The organism is Flexivirga caeni (assembly GCF_003724155.1).
Lineage (GTDB): Bacteria > Actinomycetota > Actinomycetes > Actinomycetales > Dermatophilaceae > Flexivirga > Flexivirga caeni.
This window is the reverse complement of the sequence record NZ_RJJQ01000001.1, coordinates 435,422-457,019: the sequence shown is the minus strand read 5'-3', so window position 1 is coordinate 457,019 and position 21,598 is coordinate 435,422. Positions and strand designations below refer to the sequence as shown.

The window sequence follows — 21,598 nt, the reverse complement described above, 5'->3', positions numbered from 1 at the left end:
ATTCACGATGTCACTGGAAACGTTCTGGTTCATAATCATCGGCCTCCTGTGGGCCGGCTACCTGGTGCTCGAAGGCTTCGACTTCGGTGTGGGCATGCTGCTCGCGGTGATCGGCCGCGGCGGCACGAAGGAAGAGACCAACACGCGGCGCCGGACGATGCTGACCACCATCGGCCCGTTCTGGGACGGCAACGAGGTGTGGCTGCTGACCGCCGGCGGTGCGACGTTCGCGGCCTTCCCCGCCTGGTACGCAACGATGTTCAGCGGTTTCTACCTTGCGATGCTGCTGCTCCTGGTCGCGCTGATCGTGCGCAACATGGGGCTGGACTACCGCTACAAGCGCGACAGCGACAAGTGGCGTGCCGGCTGGGACACCACGATCATCATCGGATCGATCTTGCCGCCGCTGCTCGTCGGTGTCGCACTGACCAACCTGATCCACGGGGTGCCCGTCGACCGGGCGGGCAACTTCACCGGCAACTTCTTCACACTGCTCAACCCGATGAGCCTGCTCGGCGGCGTGACACTGGTCGCGGTATGCCTCGTGCATGGTGCGTTCTTCCTGGCGCTGAAGACCTCCGGGTCGATCCGGGACGACGCTCGGGCCGTCGCCCGGCGGGTCGCACCCGTCACCGCGGTGCTGGCAGTCGCGCTGCTGGTCTGGGTCAACGTGCACACCGGCACGGTGTGGTCGTGGGTGGTCGCGGCGATCGGCGTGATCTTCTTCCTTGGGGCGCTCGTGGCGGATCGGGCCGGTCGTGACGGGCTGGCCTTCGCGGGCACCTTCGCCACGATCGCGGCGACGGTCGCGTGCTACTTCCTCGCGGCATACCCGGATGTGATGCCGAGCACGACCAACGCGGCGTTCAGCCTGACGGTGCACAACGCGGCGAGCTCGCACCTGACACTGCAGATCATGACCGGTGCGGCGATCGTCTTCACGCCGATCATGCTGGTCTACTCGGCGTGGAATTACTGGGTCTTCCGCAAGCGGATCAGCACGGATCACATTGCGCCGCAAAGTGATCCGCTCGCCGAGGTCGAAGTCGGCAGATGAAGCCCTTCGATCCGGCCCTGGTCCGCTCCGAGCCCGCCGTGCGACGCCCGCTCGGCGCACTCGGGGTGCTCGGGGTCGTGCAGGGAGCGCTCGCGATCGCCCAGGCGATCGTGGTCGCCGGCCTGGTGGTGGCCGTGGTCGATGGCCACCACCTGCTTGGACCGGTCGTGGCCGTCCTGGTTGTCTTCGTGGTGCGCGGCGTCGTCTCCGGAGCCGCCGAACGTGTTGCGGCGTGGGCGGGTTCGTGTGTCTCGCGGGTGCTCCGCCGCCGCGCCGTCGAAGGCTGGCTGGCGCGCCCGGTCGACGAACGACCGAGCGAGACCGTCATGCTCAGCCGGTCGACGCTGGGCGCCGAGGCCGTCGAACCGTATGTCGCCCGCTACCTCCCCGCACTCGTGGCCGCCGCGGTCGTGCCCGCGCTCGCGCTGGTCGCGCTGGCACTTACGGATTGGGTCAGCGCGCTCATCGTCGTGCTGACCGTGCCGCTGCTCCCGGTCTTCGCGGCGCTGATCGGCATGCACACCAAGGCGGAGACCGCCGCGCGGTGGGATGAAACCGACCGGCTGACAGGGCATTTCCTCGACGTGATGCGCGGGCTGCCGACACTGGTCAACTACCAGCGGGCCGAGCACCAGGTGGGGGTCGTGCGCGCGGTCGGAGAGAAGCTGCGTCGCGCCACAGTGCGCACCCTGCGCACCGCCTTCCTCAGCTCGGCCGCTCTGGAGCTGCTCGCGACGATCTCGGTGGCGATCGTTGCCGTCTCCGTCGGGCTGCGGCTGGTGCATGGGGAGGTGTCCCTGCATGTGGGGCTCATCGCCATACTGCTGGCGCCGGAGGCGTACTGGCCGATCCGGCGGGTGGGTCAGGAGTTTCACGCGGCCGCCGACGGTGCGCAGGCGATCGCCGAGTTGCGTGAGCAGGCAACGCCGTTCGAGCACACCCCCATTTCCGGCGACCTGCTTGCGGCCGGGGTCAGCTACCGCTATCCCGGGACCGATACCATGGTCGTGCGCGACCTGGACGTCGCGCGCCGGACCGGGCTGACCGTGCTCGTCGGCGAGTCGGGAGCGGGCAAGACGACCGTGCTCGATCTGCTGGCCGGGTTGCGTGCCCCGACAGCGGGCGTGGTGCACGACGCCGGCGTCCACTACGCCATGCAGCGGCCCTTCTTGCTACCCGGCACGCTGGCCGACAACCTGGCGCTCGGGACGCAGCTGCCGGCCGGGACGCGGTGGCTGCCCGAGCCGCTGCGCCGGCTACCTGCCGGCCTCGAAACACCGATCGGTGACGACGGATTCGGACTTTCGGCCGGCCAGCGGGCGCTGCTTGCCCTCACTCGTGCGCGCCTGTCGTCTGCCCCGGTGGTGCTGCTCGACGAGCCGACTGCGCACCTCGACCCGCAGATGCAGGAGCTGGCGGAGTCGCTGATCCTCGACCTGGCTGCGGAGCGCGCCGTCGTCGTCGCGACGCACAGCGACTCGCTGATCGCGTTGGCGGAGAACGTCATCCGGCTCGATCCGGTAGGTCCGGAGCCGGCTGCTCCACGCCCCGCCGCGGTGCGCCGCGGCACCTCGGCGCCGACGTCACTCCCCGTTGACCCTGTGCCGACGGAACCGCACACAACCACCTCGGTATGGCGCCCGGCGCCGGGCGTGTTACGTGCCGCCGTCGTGGGAGCGCTCGCCTCCACCTGCGGCGTCGCCCTGACCGCGACGTCCGGGTGGCTGATTGTGCAGGCATCGACCCGGCCGCCGGTGCTGACCCTGCTGGTCGCGATCGTCTGCGTGCGCGCCTTCGGGATCGGGCGTCCGGTGCTGCGCTACGTCGAGCGAATCCTCTCGCACGACGCGGCGCTCGGCGATCTGGTGTCGCGCCGGGCCACGCTCTACGAGCGGCTGATCCCGCTGACGCCGGCGCGCCTCGGCCGGCGGCGCCGCGCCGATGTGCTGACGGCTGCCGTCGCCGACCTGGACGACGAAGTGGATCTGCAGGTGCGCAGCCTCGTCCCGCTGGTGGGTGCCGCGCTGACCGCGCTGCTTGCGCTCGTGGTCGCCTCGATCCTGCATCCGCTCAGTGGTCTGGTTCTCGCCGGTGTGGTGCTGGCCGCGTGCGCGGTTGCCTGGTGGGACTACCGGGTGGAGCTGTCGACGCAGCGTCATACCCTCCGGGCGCGAGCGGCGGTCAACCGCGAAGCGCAGCTCATCACGACGAACTTGACCGCAGTGCAGGCGATTTCGCTGGGGCAGCGACTGCTCGCCCGGCTGGACCACGCAGGAGAGGCCGCGCAGCGTGCGGTCGGGCGAGGAGCCCGGGGTCGTGCTCTGGGCACCGGCCTGACCACAGTGATCGCCGGGCTCGGCGTGGTGGCCATGGCGCTTGTCGCGCAGGCTGCCGTCCTGCACCGAGAAGTCGCTGCACCGATTGCCGCGCTGCTGGTGCTCGGACCACTCGCGCTGACCGTCGTGCTCGGCGAACTGCCGGACGCGGTCGGTGCGGCGGCCCGTGGGGTCCAGGCGCGCGATCGGCTGGACGAGCTGGTCGGCCAGGAGCCAGCGGTGCACGACGCGAGTCCGCACGCGACCGGCGAACCGGCCGCGGCGTCGGGGATGCGGTTGCGCGACATACAGGCCTCGTGGACCGGTGTGCACGACGACCTACGCCTGGACGAGCTGACGTTGCGCCCCGGCGAGCGGGTCAGCGTCAGCGGGCCGAACGGCGCCGGCAAGTCGACGCTGCTCGCGGTGCTGGCGCGACACCTCGACGCGAGCAGCGGCAGCTATGAGTTCGGCGGGCGCAACACGCGCGATCAATCGCTGTATGCCGTGCGTTCGCGCATTGCCGTCGTCGACGACGAGCCGCACGTCTTCCGGGGTTCGGTGCGGGCGAACCTCCTGCTGGCGCAGCCGGGGGCAGGTGATGCCGCGGTCGCGGGGGCCCTGGTGGATGCGGGGCTCGGCCGGTGGCTGGCGTCGTTGCCGCGTGGTCTCGACACCGAACTCGGCGACGGCCGGGCGATCAGCGGCGGAGAGCGCACGCGGCTGGCGATCGCGCGAGCGGTGCTCGCGAACCGGCCGGTGCTGCTGCTGGACGAGCCGGTTGCGCACTTGGACGGGCCGACGGCCCGGACGGTATTGGCCGATCTGCGCGCCGCGACCGCGGGCGCGACGATGGTCGCGGTGTCGCACCAGGCGGTGACCGAGCTGGCGCCGGACCGTGCGCTCGCGCTGGCCCCGGACGCTGCGGCGGTCCTCGAGCCGGCGGAGGCTGGCGCGGCGGGCACAGCTAGCGGGTCTACGGTGTCGCCGTGGTGAGGCAAGCACGGTCCGGGCTCGGTGACTTGGAAGGCGCCGTGATGGAGCAGTTGTGGGCGCTTCCCGAGGACGGCTGGCTCTCGGTGCGCGAGGTGCTGGAGCGGCTCACCGACCGGGATCTGGCGTATACGACGGTGATGACCGTGCTCGACCGGCTGGCCAAGAAGCACCTTGTCAGTCGTGAGCGGGTGGGCCGGGCCTGGCGTTATCGCGCGGCGTCCGGGCGTGACGAGCTCACCGCGGAGGTGCTGCAGTCCAGCCTGGATCCGCTCGAGCCGGGGGACCGGAAGGCGGCCTTGTTGCACTTCCTGGACAACGCATCGGCCGAGGACCTCGACGTGCTGCGGGCCGGGCTCGCGGAGGTCGAGCGCAAGCAGTCGCGCTGAGCCGTCGGGTCAGGCGAGGCCTAGCAGCGCGCCCCAGGCGAGGCACCCGGTCACGCAGAGCACCAGGACGGCCGCGGTCGCGACGGCCGTTGCCAGCCCCCGATGCGCGTCGGTGTCGCCGAGCAGTTCCATGCGGCGTTGCGCCGCGCCCGCCATACCCAAGGTGGCGCCTGGGTGGTTCGCACCGGCGAGTTGCAACAACGCACGTGCCACCGGCACCGGGCCGACTGCGCGACAGGCGGACTCGTCGGCGAGGGCTTCGATCAGCAGCCGCACCTCTCGCAGGGCGAGATCGCTGCGTATGGCGGGGGGCACCGTCGTGTGCAGCACGGTGAAGAACTCGAGCACGAGGTCGTGACGCAGCCGCAGGTGGGCGCGTTCGTGCGCGAGCACCGCGCTGAGTTCATCGGCCGGGAGTGACCGAATCGTGCTGTCGGTCAACACGACCCGGTGCCGGCGGCCAGGGATGCAGTATGCCGTGGGCGTCGGGTGTGCCAGCACGGTGATGGATTCGTCACCACCCTCGGGGTCGGGACTCACCCCGAGCAGGTCGACGAGTTCGGCGTGCTCGCGCCGGGCGATGCGCAGGTCGCGTCCGATGCGGTGCCCTTGCAGCAAGAGGCGGGCGATGACCAGCCCGGAGATGACCAGGCCGATGGCGAGCATCGGATAGTTCGCGGCCGGCGCCGGGATCTCCCGCCCGTGCCGAACCGTCTGCAGGATCGCCATCGGGGCGAGGCTGACGGCGGCAAAGATGGCGGAGAGGGCGACCGCCTGCCAGAGCAGCAGGGTTGCGCCGGGGACGTGTTCGAGCAGCGTGAGGCGCGGCAGCAGTCGCGGCACCGGCCAGGTGAGCAGGACCGCGACCACGAGCAATCCGACGGTCAGCACGGTGTCATTGTTGCCCAGGCCGGCCGCACGTGCCCGGTGACCTGGTGAGGTTGAGCGCTTGGTCGCCTTGTGGGTGATCTTGCGCTGCGTGCCGGCGCCGGGATCGCTACACCAGTGCCAGTGCCGAAATGGCCCGCTCGATCCGGATCGTCGTCTCTTCACATTCCTCCGCGAGACAGCGCGGAAGAAACGCCGGCTCGCTTGTCAATCGGGGATGCACTCACGCGATCGATTGAGTCCACTCGATGCGCGTTCGCCACGGCAGCGAGTAGTGGTCGGAGGTGAGCTTCGATTGCAGTTCCTTGAGGAGCGGCAGCCGTTCGGTGTCGGGCAAGTTTGCGATCCACCCCATGGAGCCGAAGAACGCGACCAGGCCTTCAGGGTCAACGCTTTGAGGGTTCGCAAAGTGCGCAGTGCGGATGTCGCTGAACGTTGCCCGGGCGTATGGAAGCTTCCAGCAGGTCGGGCTCCAGTCGCCGCGCAACATGTCCAGCGGGAAGCCGAACTCGTCCGGCCACATCGGCGCGAGCAACTCCAGGACGGGCGAGATGTCCGGTGTCACCTCTCCCGTCGCGACGTTCCATGCCACTAGCACGACCCCGCCTGGGTGCAGAACCCGCGCGAACTCGGCCAACGTCGCCTCGTTGTCGAACCAATGGAAGGCCTGGGCCACGAACACTGCGTCAACCGAATCGTCCGCGACCGGCAGGCGATCCGCGCTGCCCGTGAGGCACACCGCTTCGGGACACGCGACCGTGAGCATGTGCCGCATCTCGTGGTCCGGCTCGACGGCAACGACACGCCTGAACCGTGCTGCCAGTAGCTGCGTGAACTTCCCCGTGCCAGCCGCGACGTCCAGCACCGCCGCAGTTGGTGCGAGGTCGACCAGGTCAAGGACCGCGTTCGGGTAACCGGGTCGCCCGCGCTCGTAGTTCTTGTACCAATGGCCGGGCATTACGTCGGTCGCCATCAGGCAACCCTCGCCCACGAGAGCCCGAGTGCGCACCTGAGTTTCGTCCCCGGTCTGTCTCGCGCGAGTCCGCTGCGCGCCGAACTATTGAGCACGTAGCTCAGCTGGCTTCTCGGTAGATGTCCTGGATCCAGATGAAGTCGATGAGGGTGCGTTCGGTGTGTGACGGGTGGGTGGGGGTAGCCCGGGCGGGCTGGGTGGGTGGCTGGTTGCGACGAGGCTGCCGGTGGAGGTGGTGGTTTCGCCGGCATCGCCGGTGACGGTGTAGTCGGGGTGTTCTTTGAGGTAGTTGCAGCGTGCGCAGAGTCCTTGGCCGTCGCGTTCGGTGGTTTCGCCGCCGGTGGCGTGGGGGCGGATGTGGTCGATGTGCCGGATCGTCACGATGCAGAACGGCGTGCGGCAGGTGTGGTCACGCAGTTTGATGAGGTGGGCGAGGAGCCCGGGGTAGGTGCGGGCCCTCGATTCCATGCCGATGAGGTCGCCGGTGCCGGGGTGGGTGAACAGGCGCCGCACCTGCACCCGGGCTGCCTTGTTGGTGCCTTTGCTGCTGGTGCCGATGGCCGTTCTACCCCGCTCGGTGCGGAACTACCCCGCTCGGCGCTCGAACGCCGGCCGTTCGACAACCCAGCCCGTCACTCCGCAGACGGCGTGACGGGCACGGCATACAGGGTCGTCTCATTGGCGACCGAGCCGGCGCAGAAGGCGAGCTGCGCGGTGCCGCCGCGGGGGACGATCACCTGGCCGCCGGTCTCCTTCGCGGGGCCGAGATATTTGCCCGTGTCGTCCGCGGTGAGGATGCTCTCCCCGGACTTGCTCCAGGTGTTGTGCGCCGAGATCGCGATGGGCGACCAGCGAGCGGTGATCAGCCGGGTATCGCCGGTGGCCATGTTGATCCAGGTGTTGCTGCCGACCGCCCAGCTCTCGTCCGGCGCGAGCATGAAGGTGCTCGGGAAGACCGCAGGTTCGATGGCGGCCGTGGTCATCCGCGGGGTGAGATCGGGCAGGCTGAACGACCGCAGCATCGAGGCGGTCGGCCGGTCACGCGGCACGAACGCGGTGATCAGCTGGTTCTGGGTGGCAGCGACGAAGGTCCCCGGAACAGTCCCCTTCGGCGCCTGCAGGGTGGTCGGCTTCGGCGCCTTCGTCCCGTCGGCCGACAGCCACACGTGACCGTGCAAGTCGGTCGTCACCACGGTGCCGTCGCGCAGCACGGCCACGGGATTGGTGCCTTTCTCGACGGCCCGCCGGGTCAGGGTGTCGTGGAGCAGGACGTACGCATTCTCCGGGTCTCCCGGCTTGGTCACGATCACCCCGCTCGGTGTGATTGGGGCGTTCCAATTGTGTTGTAACGGCCACGTTTTCGGGTCTCCACCGCCCAGCGGGTAGGCCATGATCTGGTTCTGGCTGACCAGCAGGATAGAGGTGGAGCCATCGATCGGGCACAGCGTCGGACCCCCCGCGAGGATCGCGTCGAGTGGCAGGTCGGCCTTCCACTGCGCCTTGCCGCTCGTGGCATCCAGCGACACCAGCTGGGTGCCTCCGGTCGTGTCGTTGTCAACCGTGCAGATCAGCTGCGAGCCCGTCACCGCCAGGCGCGGCGCGATGTCGGAGAGATTGACCACCAACCAGAGATAACTCGCGGGCAGTCCCGCCGGCGGCTGCAAGCCGTCCGGCAGCGGCGACCCCGTGGCAGCGGTCGGCGATGACTTCGGAGTGCTGCTGTTGCCGCGCAGCGTCACGTACCCTGCGGTCGCCGCGCCCGCGAGCACGACCACGCCGGCGCCCCCGAGCAGCAGCCGCCGGCGTGACAGGCTGCCCGGCTCGCCCTGGTCGTATGCCGGGGCGGATCCTGCCGTGGCGGTCGCCGGTGCAGGTGGGGCAGCGTCATACACCGGCAGCACCGAGGCACGAGTGGTTGTCCGGATCGGGCGGCCGAGGTCGTCGGTCAGGGTGCTCATGGCAGCTGTGCGTGCCGCGGGTTCCGGCACGTCGGCAGTCGGAGCCTCCTCGTCGTCGGGCTCGGCGTATGCCGCCTGTGGCGCCGGCTCGTCGGCGACCGGCGGTGCCGCTTCGCCAGCCTCCTCGGCCTTCGCCACTGCTGCCGGATCGACCGGGCGGAACGCGTTGACAGCTGCAGGCGCCGGGGCGGCCGCGGTCTCCGTTGGTGCGGGCGGCTGCGACGACTCGGGCGGCGGCAGGATGCTCTGCGTGCCGTCGGCGGCCAGTGCGATCTGCCACTCCCTGCCATCCGGAGTGCGGCCGAGCACCCGGACGGTGCGCCCGGCGGCATACCGGTCCGCGCGGCGGCGCGCCTCGTGCAGCAACTGCTCGTAAGGGTCCTCGCCCGGCACGAGCGGCACCGGCTCGTCGTCGACGAGGCCAACCAGCCGGCCGTCCCGCTCCTGCAACTGCGCGACGTGCGAGATTTCGTCGGGCACGGATTGCGGATCGTCCTGCTGCGGTGGGGGCACCTCCCAGGCGGCGCCGTCGGGGCCGATGCCCAGATGGAAGACCGCGCCGTCCGGAGTCACCCCCATCACCCGGATCGTGCTGCCCGGCTGAGTGCGGTCCGCGCGGCTGCGCGCCGCACGGATCAGCGCCCGGTGGATGCTGACGCCCGGAGGCGGAATCACCTGCTCGTCGTCCAGCCAGCCGGTCTCGGCACCCGATGCGCCCGCCCGCACGCGGAGCACGAACGCCGGGCGTGCCGGGAGGTCGTGATCAGGCTCGGTCATCTGGGTGCGTCGTCTTTCCTGGTGGCGGTGCAGCTGCCGGGTGGTGCTGCCCGCGCCTGCTCATCGTCGTACCGCCCGAGTCTGACACGATCAGCGGCCGATCCGGCCATCGAGAAGGCCGGTGAGACTGCTTCGTGACCTTCACCCGGATCGATCACCGGGTGCGCGCCGCCAGGTGGCGATCGGCGACTATGTGGATATCTTCGGAAATAACTAGATGACCCTAGCGAAGCACATCGACTGCCGGCTCCCGGTGTGCCGGAGCGAGACTGGTGGAACGGTCCCCGATACGCTCCTGCGATGCCGTTGGACCAGGAGAGCGTCGCCCGCGTGCTGGGCGTCGAGGTGCCCCCGCTGGCGGGGCCGATCGTCGCCGTCACGCACGACTCCCGCACCGTCGTGCCCGGCGGGGCGTTCGTCGCCATCAACGGATTCACGTCACGCGGCGCCGACTTCGTGCCGCAGGCGCTGGAGCGCGGGGCGACGCTGATCGTCGCCGAACAGCCAGTTCCCGGGGTTCCGACCGCGGTGGTGCCTAGCGACCGCATCGCGCTCGCGGCGCTGGCGACCGAGCTGGCCGGGCATCCCTCGGACGACCTGACCGTCTATGGCGTGACCGGGACCAACGGGAAGACCACCACGTCATACGTGCTGCACGCGATCCTCAGCGCTGCGTATGGCGAGGCGGCCACCGGCCTGATGACGACCGCGGAGGTCATCGTCGGCTCCGAGCACGAGCTGGCGGTGCGCACCACGGGCGAGGCGACCAGTGTCCAGGCGAACCTCGCGCGGATGCGCGATGCCGGTGTGCAGCACGTGGTGCTCGAGACCAGCTCACACGGCATACATCTGCATCGAGTTGACGGAACATGTTATGCCGCAGCTATTTTCACCAATCTGACCCGAGATCACCTCGATCTGCACGGCACCATGGAGAACTACTACCGCACCAAGCGGAAGCTCTTCGAATGGACGGCTGGGCCCAAGCTCGCCAACGCCGACGACGCGTGGGGCGCCCGGCTGGCCCGCGAGATCGACGGCACGCTGACGTTCGGCACCGACGCGAACGCCGACTATCGCATCGAGCACGAGCGCCGCGACGGCGCCGGCACCGTCTTCGACCTGGTGACGCCCGGACACGGCTCGCTCGCCGTGCGTATGCCGCTGCTCGGCGGCTACAACGTACACAACGTCGCCGGGGCGGCCGGCATCGCGCTCGAGATGGGCATGACGCCGGACGTGCTCACCCGCGCGGTGCTCGAAATGGGCCAAGTGCCAGGGCGATTCGAGCGCGTCCCAGCTGCGTTCGAGCGCGGGTTCGAGGTCGTCGTCGACTACGCACACACCGACGTCGGACTGCGCGCGGTGCTCGAGGTCGCGCGCGAGGTCGCGGGGGACGGCCGCGTGCTGTGCGTGTATGGCGCGGCGGGTGCGCGCGATCGCGACAAGCGGCCGAAGATGGGCGCTGTCGCGTCCGAGCTCGCGGACGTCGCCATCATCACCACCGACGACACCTATTACGAGGACGCACAGGACATCGCCAGCGAAGTGCTGGCGGGCGCCGACCCGGCCAACACCCGTGTCGTGCCCGACCGGCGCGAGGCGATCGACACCGCGCTGCGCGAGGCGCGTCCCGGCGACGTCGTGGTCGTCGCAGGGAAGGGGCACGAGCGGGTGCAGCACCTCGCGTCCGGGGACGTCCCCTTCCACGACGCCACCGTGGTGACCGAACTGCTCGCCGCTCGCTGACCGGGTGCCGCGATCCGCGGCGCCGGACGACTCTTTCCGCGGGTCGCCGACGCGTCCGGCAACGACCCTGCAACGATGTTCCCGTGCGCACAATCGGCTCACCGCTCGGTGGCGGCCCGCCCAAGGTCATCGCTCACCGCGGCTCCAGTCACGACAACCCCGAACACACCCTCGGTGCCTACGAGCGAGCCATCGCCGAAGGCGCCGACGGCCTCGAATGCGACGTGCGGCTGACCGCCGACCGGCACCTGGTCTGCGTGCATGACCGCCGGGTCAACCGCACCTCCGACGGCCGCGGCGTGGTCTCCGCACTGGAGCTCGCGCAACTGGAGGGAATGGACTGGGGCAGCTGGAAAGTCGCCCATGCCGGCGACGCCGAGCAGCCGGACCGGCATCACGCCAAGATCCTCACGCTGCGGCAGCTGATCCGCTCGGCTCTTGCCAGCGAACGCAAGCCCGACCTGGTCATCGAGACCAAGCACCCCACCCGGTATGCCGGGGAGGTCGAGCGCCGGCTCGTCGACGTGCTGGCCGAGTTCGACTTGTTGCGGCCTGCGCCGGACAAGCCCGTCGTGCGGGTGATGTCCTTCTCCTCCATGGCCATCCAGCGGATTGCCAGGCTGGCGCCGCATCTGCAACGGGTGCAGCTGATCGAGGTGAGCACCTCGCCCCTCTTCCGGGACGGGCTGCCGCCCAATGTCGCCATCGTGGGACCGTGGCTGGGGATCATCCGGCGCAACCCGGAATTCGTTGCGCGGCAACATCATTACGGCCACCAGGTGCATGTGTGGACCGTCGACGCAGAGCCGGACATCGAGCTGTGCCTGCGGCTGGGTGTCGATGCGATCATCTCCAACCGTCCCGGTCTTGCCCGGCAGATGGTGGACGACGCGTATGCCGACCGGTGACGTCAAGCAAGCCGATGCCGAGAGGTGACACCGGTCGGGCATGATGTCGGGCGTGAGTGAGAAGAAGGCCGATCCCTGGGTGCGAACGGTCCGGCTGCCGTGGACCATCGACTCGGTGCCGCAAGTCCGCGCCGAGATCGTCGCGGATCTCCACGCCGGCGACCTGCCCGAATCCGTCGTCGAGGAGGCCGAGACGGTGGTCGCCGAACTCGTCGCGAACGCGATCCTGCACGGGCGGCCGATGCCGGACGGCACGGTCCGCGCGCGATGGCGCGCTCGCCCGCCACGGGTCGAAATCGAAGTGACCGATGGCGGTTCGGGCAAACAGCCGAAGCCGAAACCACAGGCCGACTGGGCGCCGAGCGGCCGGGGGCTGCGCATCGTGCGCTCGCTCGCCTATGAGTGGGGAGTCTCGGACGACGACGGCCACACCATGGTGTGGGCGGCCCTCGGTGGCGCCTCCCGGCGCCGGATCTGAGAGCGGACGGACCCTCGTGCCGATCCCCGTCGACGGAGTGAAGGTCGGGCACTGGACCGACGCAACGTCCCGAACCGGTTGCACCGTGGTCGAATTCCCGCCTGGGACTGTCGCGTCATACGAGTGCAGGGGCGGAGCCCCGGCTGCCCGCGAGCTGACTCCGCTCGAACCCGACAAGACGGTGAGCAGCATCGACGCGCTGCTGCTCACCGGCGGTTCGGCGTTCGGGCTCGCGGCTGCCGACGGGGTGATGCGGCGCATGGAGGAACTCGGCCGTGGCGTTCCCACGCCGGGCGGGGCGGTCCCGATCGTGCCCGCGCTCGGCCTCTTCGACCTGGCCGTCGGCGCCGCCGACGTCCGTCCCGGCCCCGAGCAGGGGTATGCCGCGGCACTTGCCGCAGCAGCCGACGACCCGGCGACCGGGCAGGTCGGTGCGGGCACCGGCGCCTACGTCAGCCATTGGCGCGGCCCGGACGGCGCCCAGCCCGGCGGCGTGCGCGTCGCGACCCGGCAGCTGGGCGATGTCGTGGTGTGGGCACTGGTGGTGCTCAACGCTTTCGGCGACGTCGACCTGGGATCCGTGGATGTCGATCTCGCCTCGGCGGAGCGGTTGCAGCAGGTCTTCGGCGCGGACCGTACGCACACCACGATCGGGCTGGTCGCCACGAACGCCCGGCTGGACAAGACCGGCTGCCGCATCGTCGCGCAGGGCGCGCACGACGGGCTGGCCCGCACGATCACCCCGCCGCACACGCGTTTCGACGGGGACGCCTTCGTCGCCGCTGCGACCGGCCGGATCGACGCGCCCGTCGACGTCATCCGGCTGCTCGCCCTCGCGGCCGTGACAGACGCGATCCGCGGCACGGTGCATACCTAACCTTCGACGGTCGAGGTCTCGGGCGGGCTCGTCGTGCGTAAGGTGGACCCTTATGGGTAAGGCATCGCGCCGCAAGGGCGCTCATCAGAAGCCGGCGCGAGTTCCGTTTGCCGCCAGGCCGTTCGACGGGTTGCCCGGCGAGACCGGCTGGGTCGCCATGCGGGAGTTGCTGCCGGCCGCCACCGCACGCCTCACCTTCACGTATGACGGAGCCGAGCACGCGGCAACTGTTGCAACGGTGCTTCCCCTCGCCTGGGCCGGCCTGCACCGCGCCGACGGCGAGCGTTTCGTCGCCACGCAGTCCGGCGGCGGCTCGGGCGACCTGTCGCGTGACCTGGCGGCGGCCCTGATCGCCACCCTGCAGTCCGAGCCCGGTACGCCGCTGCCCACGACGCCGCCGGTGACCGCCGAGACGCCGCGGCTGCAGGATCTGGTCACCGACGAGGCGATCGAGCCGCAGTTGCATGACGGGTTCGACTTCTGGGTCGAGCAGGACGCGCTCGACGACTCGGTCGCCGCGTCCCTGGAGCAGGCAAACGCCGCGATCTCTCCGACCGAAGCGCTGCCGTCGACGCCCTCGGCATACTGGTGCAAGATCGGCGAACGCACTTACGTCCGTTGGGTTTTGCCGCACGCGGAGGACGAGGCGACAGCCGCGCTCGCCCGATTGCACGCTGCCGGCAGCGACGGTCTGAGCGACGGCCGGCTGCTCGGCGCGTTCCGCACCTGCGGACTGCTGGTGCCGGTCTGGGAGGTTGACCCGGGGAGCGACGCTGCGTCATACGACGAGGGGATGGGGGCACTCGCCAGCCGCTTCGATGAGGCCCTCGCGTCGGTGCGTGCCGGCGATGCCCTGACCGACGCCGAACGCCGGGCCCGCGCCGGCCTGGTGTCGCGGCAGATCACGATTCGCTAAACCCCACGAAGTTCTCCGCTCCTTCGTCGCTGCGATACTTCGCGGGGACCCCGGATCGGAATGCTTACTCCGAGTCGGCTGCCGGATCCTCCCGCGTGCGGGGATGCGCCAGCGTGCCGCGTAGCCGCTCCCGGATGTATGGCGTGGCCGTCGGCGAGGCCGCCAGCACGATGAGCAGCGGTGCGAGCAGCAGCAATCCGGTGGGCGGGATCGACACGCCGGAGTCGTTGCTGACGAAGCCGATGAACCAGAAGACCACGATGGCCGCGATGCCCTCGCCGAGCAACGGCACCCGCCTGACCAGTGGCATCAGCAATCGTCCGGGCCAGTGGTTCGGGGTGAGCATCACGGCGAACGACAGCAGCAGGATCAGCGGCACGATCGCGGTCAAGACGTTGCTGCTGAGCATGTTCCAGTTGGCGGTCACGATCGGCTCGAGGCCGGAGAAGTTACGGTGCCAGCGAATCTGGGCGACGAAATCGCCCAGATGCGTGCGGTATTTCGGCGGTCGTAGATAGTCGAGTACCGCGAAGACGCCGACCACGCCGACCGCGGTGCCGCAGATGAGCGCCGCGCGCCGCCAGGTCAGCGCCAGCCCGCCCGCGTTCAGCGCGAGGTAGGCGAACGCCGGGAACATCGCCAGCGGCCCGCCGCCGTCCGCGCCCCACGTCGGGGTGCCGTCGATCACCAGCGTAGCCAGGCCGATCAGGATGACGGTGGCTGCTGCGAGCCTGGGGTTTCCCTTGCCGCGCAGCACACCGGCGAGCAGCGCGGCGATGAGCAGTGCCGACGTCGCCATGAGCGAGTCGCCGACGTTCCCCATGCCGTAGAAGCGCCCGCCATACACCGGCTGCAGGCCCATGACCGACACGAACTGCAATGGCGTGCCGTGTATGACGTCCAGCAACAGCACCGACAGCGTCACCGTCGCCACGAAGACCGGCGGTCCGACCGGGTGGCGGCGCCACGGGCCCAGCAGGGCGAGCGCCGCGATCAGCGCAGCGAAGCCGACGATGCCCCAGGCGAGGGCGGTCCGCGGATTGGCCGCGTTCCACCACGGGACCAGTCCGATCAGCCAAGTGCTGACCGGCATCGAGGCGGTGAGTGCGGCCGACCCGCTGACGAACCACCGCAGCAGCGTTCCCGATCCGACCGGCTGGCCGGCGCGGGCGCGCCGCCGCCGGACCAGCCACCACACGCCGCCGGCGCCGAGCAGCACCGCCATCGTCACGACATAGCGAGTGAGGAAGTCACCGGACAGGGCGTGCTCGACCTGCAGCTGCATGGCGACCATCGACGCGTCGGTGATCGCGCTGGTGCCGGTCGGGCGAGGCTGCACCATCGGGGAACGGCCCTCGGGTAGCTGCGGTGCAGCGGCGCCGAGCCGGGCCAGCACGAATGCGCTCAGGTCGGTGAGCTGCACGACCCCCGGCTGCTGGGTGGAGTATGACGTGAGCAGTCCGTGCGGCACGCCCGGGCCGCTCACGACAACCGTGTGCAGCAACTCGGGACCTTTGCCGTCCGCAAAGCCGGCGACGACGATGGTCGCGTCGGCGGGAGCCCGGGCGAGCAGCCGGCCAAGTTGCGCATCGTCTCGCTTCGCCAGGCTGACGAAGGTGACCGGGCACGAGGTCAGGTCGACGGTGGACGGGTCGGCGACGTAGTGCTCGACGCGCCCGGTCGAGGTGGCCGCAGCCAGTGGCGCGTAGCGACCGGCTGCGGTGATGCACTGGCCGGCCCGGGTCAGCCGGGTCGTGAGATTGGACGGGTCGGCCGGGACCGAGCGGGACAGCGTGCGAGTGCGCAGCTTGGCCCAGTTGGTGTAGATCGCCGGCGCTCCGGCGCCCGTGGCCGGCGTCGCGGCCAGCAGGGCGGGGTATGGCGGTCCCGGGCACCGAGCCGGCCGCTTGCCGGGCGGCGTCATCGCAACGACCGGGCCGTAGCTCGTGCGTTTCGCAGCGCCGAACGTCAGCCACGACTGGTAGTCGCAGCTGTGCGAACTGAGGCTGCGTGTCGTCAGCGACCCGGATGCGCCGTCACGGGCGAGCCGCCACAGGTTGGGCGTGCGTTCGGGGCTGACCTGATCCCAGGCGAGCGCGGGTTCGCTGATCACGATGATCGGTCCGGGCTGCTGAATCGCCTTGGCCGCCGGCCACTGGGTCAGGTAGGAGATCAGAAACGACCCGGCCACGGCGACGACCGAGAGGCCCACCACCCATGCCAGCCACCGTCGGAACATCAGCCACAGCGTACGGGACCGAGCATTCGGCGCCGGTGCTCATTCGGCTGGTGGTATGGCGGACGGCGCCTGGCGTGTGGTGTGTGGTGTGTGGTGTCCCGGAGGCGCGACGGTCGCGAGTGCGGGACGGCCGCGGCGCCCACAACTGCGACGACTGTCCCGAGTGGGCAGTTACTTCCGGGTAACCACGCCATACTCGCCAGTAAGTTCCCACTCGGGCGTGAAGATCGCGCGAGACCAGCAGCTTGCGGGCGAAAATCCGGGCGCGGGCGTACATTTCCGGCAACGGTTGCCGTTTCGGCATGCGATTTCGCGTGAAACCTGTACCTAACCGGCGACGGTCGCGCGTTAGGGACGGGATTCGGCGCGGAAGGTGTCCCGGAGGCGCGACGGTCGCGAGTTGGGGACGCGAAATCGGTGGTATGGCGTCCCGGAGGCGCGACGGTCGCGACAACGGGACGGAACCACAGAACGCTGTCCACGCAGTGACCGGGCTGTCCGGCATGCGGCACATTCCGTAGGCTTCGCGGGTGATCCAACCTCGACGCATCGCCTATCAGGGCGAACCCGGCTCCAACTCGCACACGGTGTGCGAACGCGAATATCCGCAGCTGGAAGCAGTGCCGTGTGCGTCGTTCGAGGACGTCTTCGCCACGGTCGAGCGCACCGACTCCGGCGGTCCGGAAGCCGACCTGGCGCTGATCCCGATCGACAACTCGCTGGCGGGACGCGTCTCCGACATACACCACTTCCTGCCGGCCAGCCGGTTGCACATCGTGGCCGAACACTTCCACCGGGTCCGGTTCGCGCTGATGGCCGTGCCGGGTGTGTCGACCGGCCAGCTGCGCACGGTGCACAGTCATGTACACGCGCTGGGGCAGTGCCGCAAGGTGATCCGCGAACTCGGTCTGGAGCCGGTGATCTCCGGTGACACCGCGGGCGCGGCGCGTGAGGTGGCCGAGGCCGGCGACCTGACGATGGCGGCGATCAGCCCGCCGCTCGCCGCGTCCATCTACGGGCTGGAGGTGCTGCGGGACGACATCGAGGACGAGGACCACAACACGACCCGGTTCGTCGTGCTGTCGCGCGATTTCGTGGTGCCGCCGGTGGGTTCGGGACCCATGGTGACCAGTTTCATCTTCAACGTCCGCAACATCCCGGCCGCTCTCTACAAGGCGCTCGGAGGCTTCGCGACCAACGGCATCAATATGACCAAGCTGGAGTCCTACATGGTCGGCGGGAGGTTCGCGGCCACTCAGTTCCTCAGTGAGGTCGACGGCCACCCGGATGAGCCTGCGCTCGCGCGGGCGCTGGACGAGTTGCGCTTCTTCACCACCGACGTGAAGATCCTCGGCGTCTACCCGGCAGCTCCCGAGCGCGTCTGACCGGCCGGATAGGCGAGGTCGCTACGCCATCGGCTTGGCCCACACCACGAAGTTGTTCAGGTGGTGACCGGCGATCATCGGTGACTTGATGTCACAGGTGACCAACGTGACCACCGGGGTCGCGCTGGCACCCCAGACCCGCTGGTCGGTGGTCAGGGCCGGCTTCGGGATCGACTGCATGCCGGTGACGGTCAGCTTGACCACCTTGGCGTTCGCGCAGGTGATGGTGACGCGGGTGCCGACCTCGACATTGCGCAGGTTGTAGAAGTTGTCGGGGCCGTCATATGTGACGTGACCGGCGATCACGGCGATGCCGTCCTGCCCGGGTTGCGCCGAGCGGTCGTACCACAGGGTCGTGTGCGGGGGCGGATAGATCTGGCCCTGCGCGTTGGTGCCCATCGGCACCACGGACTCGTCGATGCCCACTCCCGCGACGTTGAGGTTGCGCGGAATGCACGGCGCCCCAGCGGGATTCGCGATTGGCACCCGGGTGCTGTGGCCGGTTGGGTTGGGGAGGGCGGTCAGGTGGGTCTTGCCGTGTGTGCCGCTGGCGCTGCCCGACTTCGACGCCGACGAGGAGTGTGCGGAGATTCCACCCGAGCTGAGGGTGCCGGCGGACTCCGCCGCGGCCGCGCCGGCGGAGTCGTGGTGCAGCGCGGTCGCGAGCGTGACGCCACCTGCGATCAGCACGACGACGCCGGCTGCGATCGCCGCCCCCGCGACTTTGCGGGACCGACGCTTCGATCTGCGGGTCTCCATGCGAATCCTCGGTCATCGGGTGTGCGGACCGGATCGACCCCCACGTGGCGTGTCGATTATGACCGTTTCAGCTGTGTCTCGGCGCCCGGCCCTCGGCCGCGTCAGCGAGCCGGCGCATCCCGCTGCGCATCATGAACCAGTGGTTGGCCAGCAGCACCGGTCGCGAGAGTGGCAGCGCGCCCAGTCTCGCCGCCACACCCGACGGTGCGAAGTCCACCTCCTGGGTGTATTTCAGGATCGTGGTGGCCGCGCCTGCCGCGCGCAGCTCGAATTGCGACCAGCCCACCAAGTCGCCGGCCAATTCGGCTCGTAACACACCGGATTCGCGATCCGCGAGCTCGGAGGTCAGCTCCACGTGCAGGGTCAGTGGCAGCACGCTGCGGATCTGCGCCGCCCCGTGGGCGTCGTCATACCGGGTGATCGACCGGATCTGCGGCCACCACTGCGGCCAGCGCTCCGCGTCGGCGAGTATGTCGAAGACCGCGTCACGTGGCGCGCAGAGCCGATGGGTGCTGGCAAACCGGAAACGTCGGTTCATCACCTGGGCAGCCGCACGGTCAGCGCGCCGCGGTCCGCGCGGAAGCGTGCAGCACGAGCCGTGCCGATCACGTCGCCGTCGACCTCGACGCGCTCCGGCCGAGGCACCTGCACGACGATCTCGGCGCACTGCGCCCGGCGGAAATGCGTCGAGTCGGTGCGGGAGCGACTGAGCACCTTGCCGAAGACGGGCACCCAGTGCAGTCCGCTGCCGCGCACGACGACGGCGTCCAGCAGTCCGTCGTCCACGACGGCGTCCGGCATCAGCCGCATGCCACCTTGCAGCAGTCCGCAGTTGCCGGCGAGCACGGCGGAGACCTCGCGGGTGAAGGGCGGCTGGTCGTCGAAGCCGATGGTCGCCGGGATCAGCTCGTGGCTGAATTGCCGCAGCCCGGCCACGAGGTATGCCGCCCAGCTGATCCGGGACTTCAGCCGCTCGGTCGTGTCGGCCATGATGTCTGCGTCCCGGCCGATGCCGCCCATGACCAGGCCCATGTGGTGGTCGTCGAACTCGCCGGAACCCGTGGTGTCCAGGTCGATCCGGATGGCGTCGATCGGTGTGTCCACGCCGGCCAGGCCGATGCGCAGGGCGTCTGCATACCGGCCGACCGGCAGCCCCAGCTGGCGGGCGAACAGGTTGCCGGTGCCCCCGGCGAGGACCGCGAGAGGGACGCCCGTGCCGAGCAGCGCGGCCGCCACGCACCGCACGGTGCCGTCTCCGCCGAGCGCGACGAGCAGATCGGCGTGCTGGGCGAGGGCGTCATACGCCTGAGCGGTGCCCGGTTCGTCACCCGTCGTCTCGAACCAGAGCGGAGCCGCCCAGCCGTCGCCGCGGAACACCGCCGTCAGGTGGTCGCGCACCGAGCGCAGGTCCTTGACCTTGGTGGGGTTGACGACGATCGCGCCACGTTTCACCGCCGCCACCTTTCTCCTGTGCCCGTGTTAGAGGTCGGGGGTGACGTTATCGGGTTGCACGCGGCACCCGGGCGCCGCGTAGCCTTGCCTGTCGTGATCGACATTTTGCTAGTGCGTGAGAACCCCGACCTGGTGCGTGCCAGCCAGCGAGCTCGCGGCGCCGACGAGTCCCTGGTCGACCAGGTGCTCGCCGCCGACGAGAAGCGCCGCGCTTCCATCACCGAGTTCGAGAGCCTGCGGGCGCAGCAGAAGTCGGTCAGCAAGTCGGTGGGCGCGGCGATGGGCAAGCTCGCCGGCGCCAGGAAGTCCGGCTCGGGTGACGTCGAGACGCTCCAGCAGGAGGCCGACGAGGCGCGCACACGCGCCGCGGAGCTCGCGGCGAAGGTGAAGCAGCGGGAGGCGGCCGCCGACCAGGAGGACAAGGAGTTTGCCGCGCTGATCCGCGAGCTGGACAACATCGTCATCGACGGGGTGCCGGCCGGCGGCGAGGACGACTTCGTCACACTCGAAACCGTCGGCGAGCCAAGGGAGTTCGACTTCGAGCCGCTCGACCACCTGACGCTCGGCGAGCGGCTCGGCGCGATCGACATGGAGCGCGGGGCGAAAGTCAGCGGGTCGCGTTTTTATTTCCTCAAGGGCGCGGGTGCCCGGCTGTCGAACGCGCTGATGGCTTACGCCCAGAGCATCGCGGTCGAGGAGGGCTTCACTCCGCTGGTGGTCCCGACTCTGGTCAGCCCGGCAACCATGGGCGGCACGGGCTACCTCGACGCGCACGAGGACGTCTACCACCTGGAGTCGGCAGATCTCTACCTCACCGGCACCAGTGAGGTGGCGCTCGCCGGCTACCACACCGACGAGATCATCGATCTGTCCGCCGGGCCGTTGCGGTACACCGCGACGTCGACGTGTTACCGCCGTGAGGCAGGTTCCTACGGCAAGGACACCCGTGGCATCTTCCGGGTCCATCAGTTCACCAAGACCGAGATGTTCATCTACTGCACGCCGGAGGAAGCGGTCGCCGAGCACCAGAACCTGCTGCGCATCGAGCGCCGCCTGCTGGACGGTCTCGAGTTGCCCTACCGGGTGATCGACGTCGCCGCCGGTGACCTCGGCGGCTCGGCCGCGCGCAAGTTTGACTGTGAGGCGTGGGTGCCGACGCAGGGGAAATACCGCGAGCTGACCTCGACCTCGAACTGCACGACGTACCAGGCGCGCCGGCTGAACATCCGCCAGCGTGGGGACGACGGCAAGACCTCGTTCGTCGCGACGCTGAACGGCACGATGCTCACCGACACCCGCCCGATCGTCGCGCTGCTGGAAAATCACCAGCAGGCCGACGGCTCTGTGCGCGTGCCGCGGGCGCTGCAGCCGTTCCTGGGCACGGACGTCATACGCCCCGCGTGACCTGAGCGCGCTTCCCCGCCCGGTCGTCGCCCCCATCTCGCGAATGACGGCTTCCTCGCCGAGTGACGCCGAAATCACACC

The 21,598-nt window shown here is 69.8% G+C and carries 18 protein-coding genes; 10 read left to right on the top strand and 8 right to left on the bottom strand.

The genetic code is table 11. The annotated features are described in order from the left end of the window. The first annotated feature begins 7 nt into the window (after nt 1–7). From cydB to EFY87_RS02285, 3 genes are read left to right on the top strand one after another with little or no spacing between them, the layout of a single operon-like run. Entirely contained in the window at nt 8–1,057 is a 1,050-nt protein-coding gene (gene cydB, locus EFY87_RS02295) for a cytochrome d ubiquinol oxidase subunit II (RefSeq protein ID WP_123269731.1), read from the top strand. Further along, nucleotides 1,054–4,368, top strand: coding sequence for a thiol reductant ABC exporter subunit CydC (gene cydC / locus EFY87_RS02290; protein WP_123269729.1), 3,315 nt, complete (start codon nt 1,054–1,056; stop codon nt 4,366–4,368). The genes cydB and cydC overlap by 4 nt, the downstream gene beginning before the upstream one ends. Continuing rightward, on the top strand, nt 4,362–4,754 hold the full coding sequence (locus EFY87_RS02285) for a BlaI/MecI/CopY family transcriptional regulator (RefSeq protein WP_281276137.1): 393 nt from the start codon (nt 4,362–4,364) through the stop codon (nt 4,752–4,754). Before cydC ends, EFY87_RS02285 begins: the two co-directional genes overlap by 7 nt. Before the next feature lie 9 nt (nt 4,755–4,763). Here the strand turns inward: EFY87_RS02285 and EFY87_RS02280 are convergent, their stop codons facing one another. The 4 genes from EFY87_RS02280 to EFY87_RS20185 all read right to left on the bottom strand — a co-directional run bounded on the left by EFY87_RS02280 (nt 4,764) and on the right by EFY87_RS20185 (nt 9,350). Beyond that, nucleotides 4,764–5,807, bottom strand: coding sequence for a M56 family metallopeptidase (locus EFY87_RS02280; RefSeq protein WP_148043218.1), 1,044 nt, complete (start codon nt 5,805–5,807; stop codon nt 4,764–4,766). A 58-nt stretch (nt 5,808–5,865) separates the two neighbouring features. Next, the gene (locus EFY87_RS02275) at nt 5,866–6,615 is read right to left on the bottom strand and encodes a class I SAM-dependent methyltransferase (RefSeq protein WP_148043217.1); all 750 of its coding nucleotides are present in this window, start codon (nt 6,613–6,615) and stop codon (nt 5,866–5,868) included. A gap of 84 nt (nt 6,616–6,699) precedes the next feature. Next, nucleotides 6,700–7,134, bottom strand: a complete 435-nt coding sequence (locus EFY87_RS02270) for an HNH endonuclease signature motif containing protein (protein WP_245988311.1) — start codon at nt 7,132–7,134, stop codon at nt 6,700–6,702. Between the two features lie 113 nt (nt 7,135–7,247). After that, a complete protein-coding gene (locus tag EFY87_RS20185; RefSeq protein WP_158607469.1) occupies nt 7,248–9,350 on the bottom strand; it encodes a hypothetical protein in 2,103 nt (700 codons plus the stop codon). Between the two features lie 300 nt (nt 9,351–9,650). Between EFY87_RS20185 and EFY87_RS02250 the strand changes: the two genes are divergently transcribed. The 5 genes from EFY87_RS02250 to EFY87_RS02230 all read left to right on the top strand — a co-directional run bounded on the left by EFY87_RS02250 (nt 9,651) and on the right by EFY87_RS02230 (nt 14,278). Further along, nucleotides 9,651–11,099 (top strand): UDP-N-acetylmuramoyl-L-alanyl-D-glutamate--2,6-diaminopimelate ligase, encoded by a 1,449-nt coding sequence (locus EFY87_RS02250; protein WP_123269715.1) that lies wholly within the window; start codon nt 9,651–9,653, stop codon nt 11,097–11,099. Between the two features lie 83 nt (nt 11,100–11,182). Further along, on the top strand, nt 11,183–12,007 hold the full coding sequence (locus EFY87_RS02245) for a glycerophosphodiester phosphodiesterase (protein ID WP_220093460.1): 825 nt from the start codon (nt 11,183–11,185) through the stop codon (nt 12,005–12,007). A gap of 52 nt (nt 12,008–12,059) precedes the next feature. Beyond that, nucleotides 12,060–12,485 (top strand): ATP-binding protein, encoded by a 426-nt coding sequence (locus EFY87_RS02240; RefSeq protein ID WP_245988309.1) that lies wholly within the window; start codon nt 12,060–12,062, stop codon nt 12,483–12,485. A gap of 16 nt (nt 12,486–12,501) precedes the next feature. Then, on the top strand, nt 12,502–13,362 hold the full coding sequence (locus tag EFY87_RS02235) for a P1 family peptidase (RefSeq protein WP_220093459.1): 861 nt from the start codon (nt 12,502–12,504) through the stop codon (nt 13,360–13,362). A gap of 52 nt (nt 13,363–13,414) precedes the next feature. Then, nucleotides 13,415–14,278: a DUF5926 family protein gene (locus tag EFY87_RS02230; protein ID WP_123269711.1), complete on the top strand. Its 864-nt coding sequence runs from the start codon at nt 13,415–13,417 to the stop codon at nt 14,276–14,278. 64 nt (nt 14,279–14,342) lie between these two features. Here EFY87_RS02230 and EFY87_RS02225 read toward each other — a convergent pair whose 3' ends face one another. Then, nucleotides 14,343–16,517, bottom strand: a complete 2,175-nt coding sequence (locus tag EFY87_RS02225; RefSeq protein ID WP_123269709.1) for a hypothetical protein — start codon at nt 16,515–16,517, stop codon at nt 14,343–14,345. 530 nt (nt 16,518–17,047) lie between these two features. On the opposite strand from EFY87_RS02225, the gene EFY87_RS02220 reads away from it, so the two are divergent. Continuing rightward, nucleotides 17,048–17,902: a prephenate dehydratase gene (locus EFY87_RS02220; RefSeq protein WP_245988307.1), complete on the top strand. Its 855-nt coding sequence runs from the start codon at nt 17,048–17,050 to the stop codon at nt 17,900–17,902. Nucleotides 17,903–17,923: 21 nt separating this feature from the next. Here the strand turns inward: EFY87_RS02220 and EFY87_RS02215 are convergent, their stop codons facing one another. The 3 genes from EFY87_RS02215 to EFY87_RS02205 form a co-directional block, all read right to left on the bottom strand. Beyond that, nucleotides 17,924–18,661, bottom strand: coding sequence for a class F sortase (locus tag EFY87_RS02215; RefSeq protein WP_123269707.1), 738 nt, complete (start codon nt 18,659–18,661; stop codon nt 17,924–17,926). A gap of 67 nt (nt 18,662–18,728) precedes the next feature. After that, complete coding sequence (locus tag EFY87_RS02210; protein ID WP_123269705.1) at nt 18,729–19,199, bottom strand: SRPBCC family protein; 471 nt, start codon at nt 19,197–19,199, stop codon at nt 18,729–18,731. Next, nucleotides 19,199–20,113, bottom strand: a complete 915-nt coding sequence (locus EFY87_RS02205) for a diacylglycerol/lipid kinase family protein (protein ID WP_158607468.1) — start codon at nt 20,111–20,113, stop codon at nt 19,199–19,201. The genes EFY87_RS02210 and EFY87_RS02205 overlap by 1 nt, the downstream gene beginning before the upstream one ends. Nucleotides 20,114–20,206: 93 nt before the next feature. On the opposite strand from EFY87_RS02205, the gene serS reads away from it, so the two are divergent. Next, nucleotides 20,207–21,517 carry a serine--tRNA ligase gene (gene serS, locus EFY87_RS02200; RefSeq protein ID WP_123269701.1) on the top strand — a complete coding sequence of 437 codons (1,311 nt, stop codon included), beginning with the start codon at nt 20,207–20,209 and terminating at the stop codon, nt 21,515–21,517. The last annotated feature ends 81 nt before the right edge of the window (nt 21,518–21,598 follow it).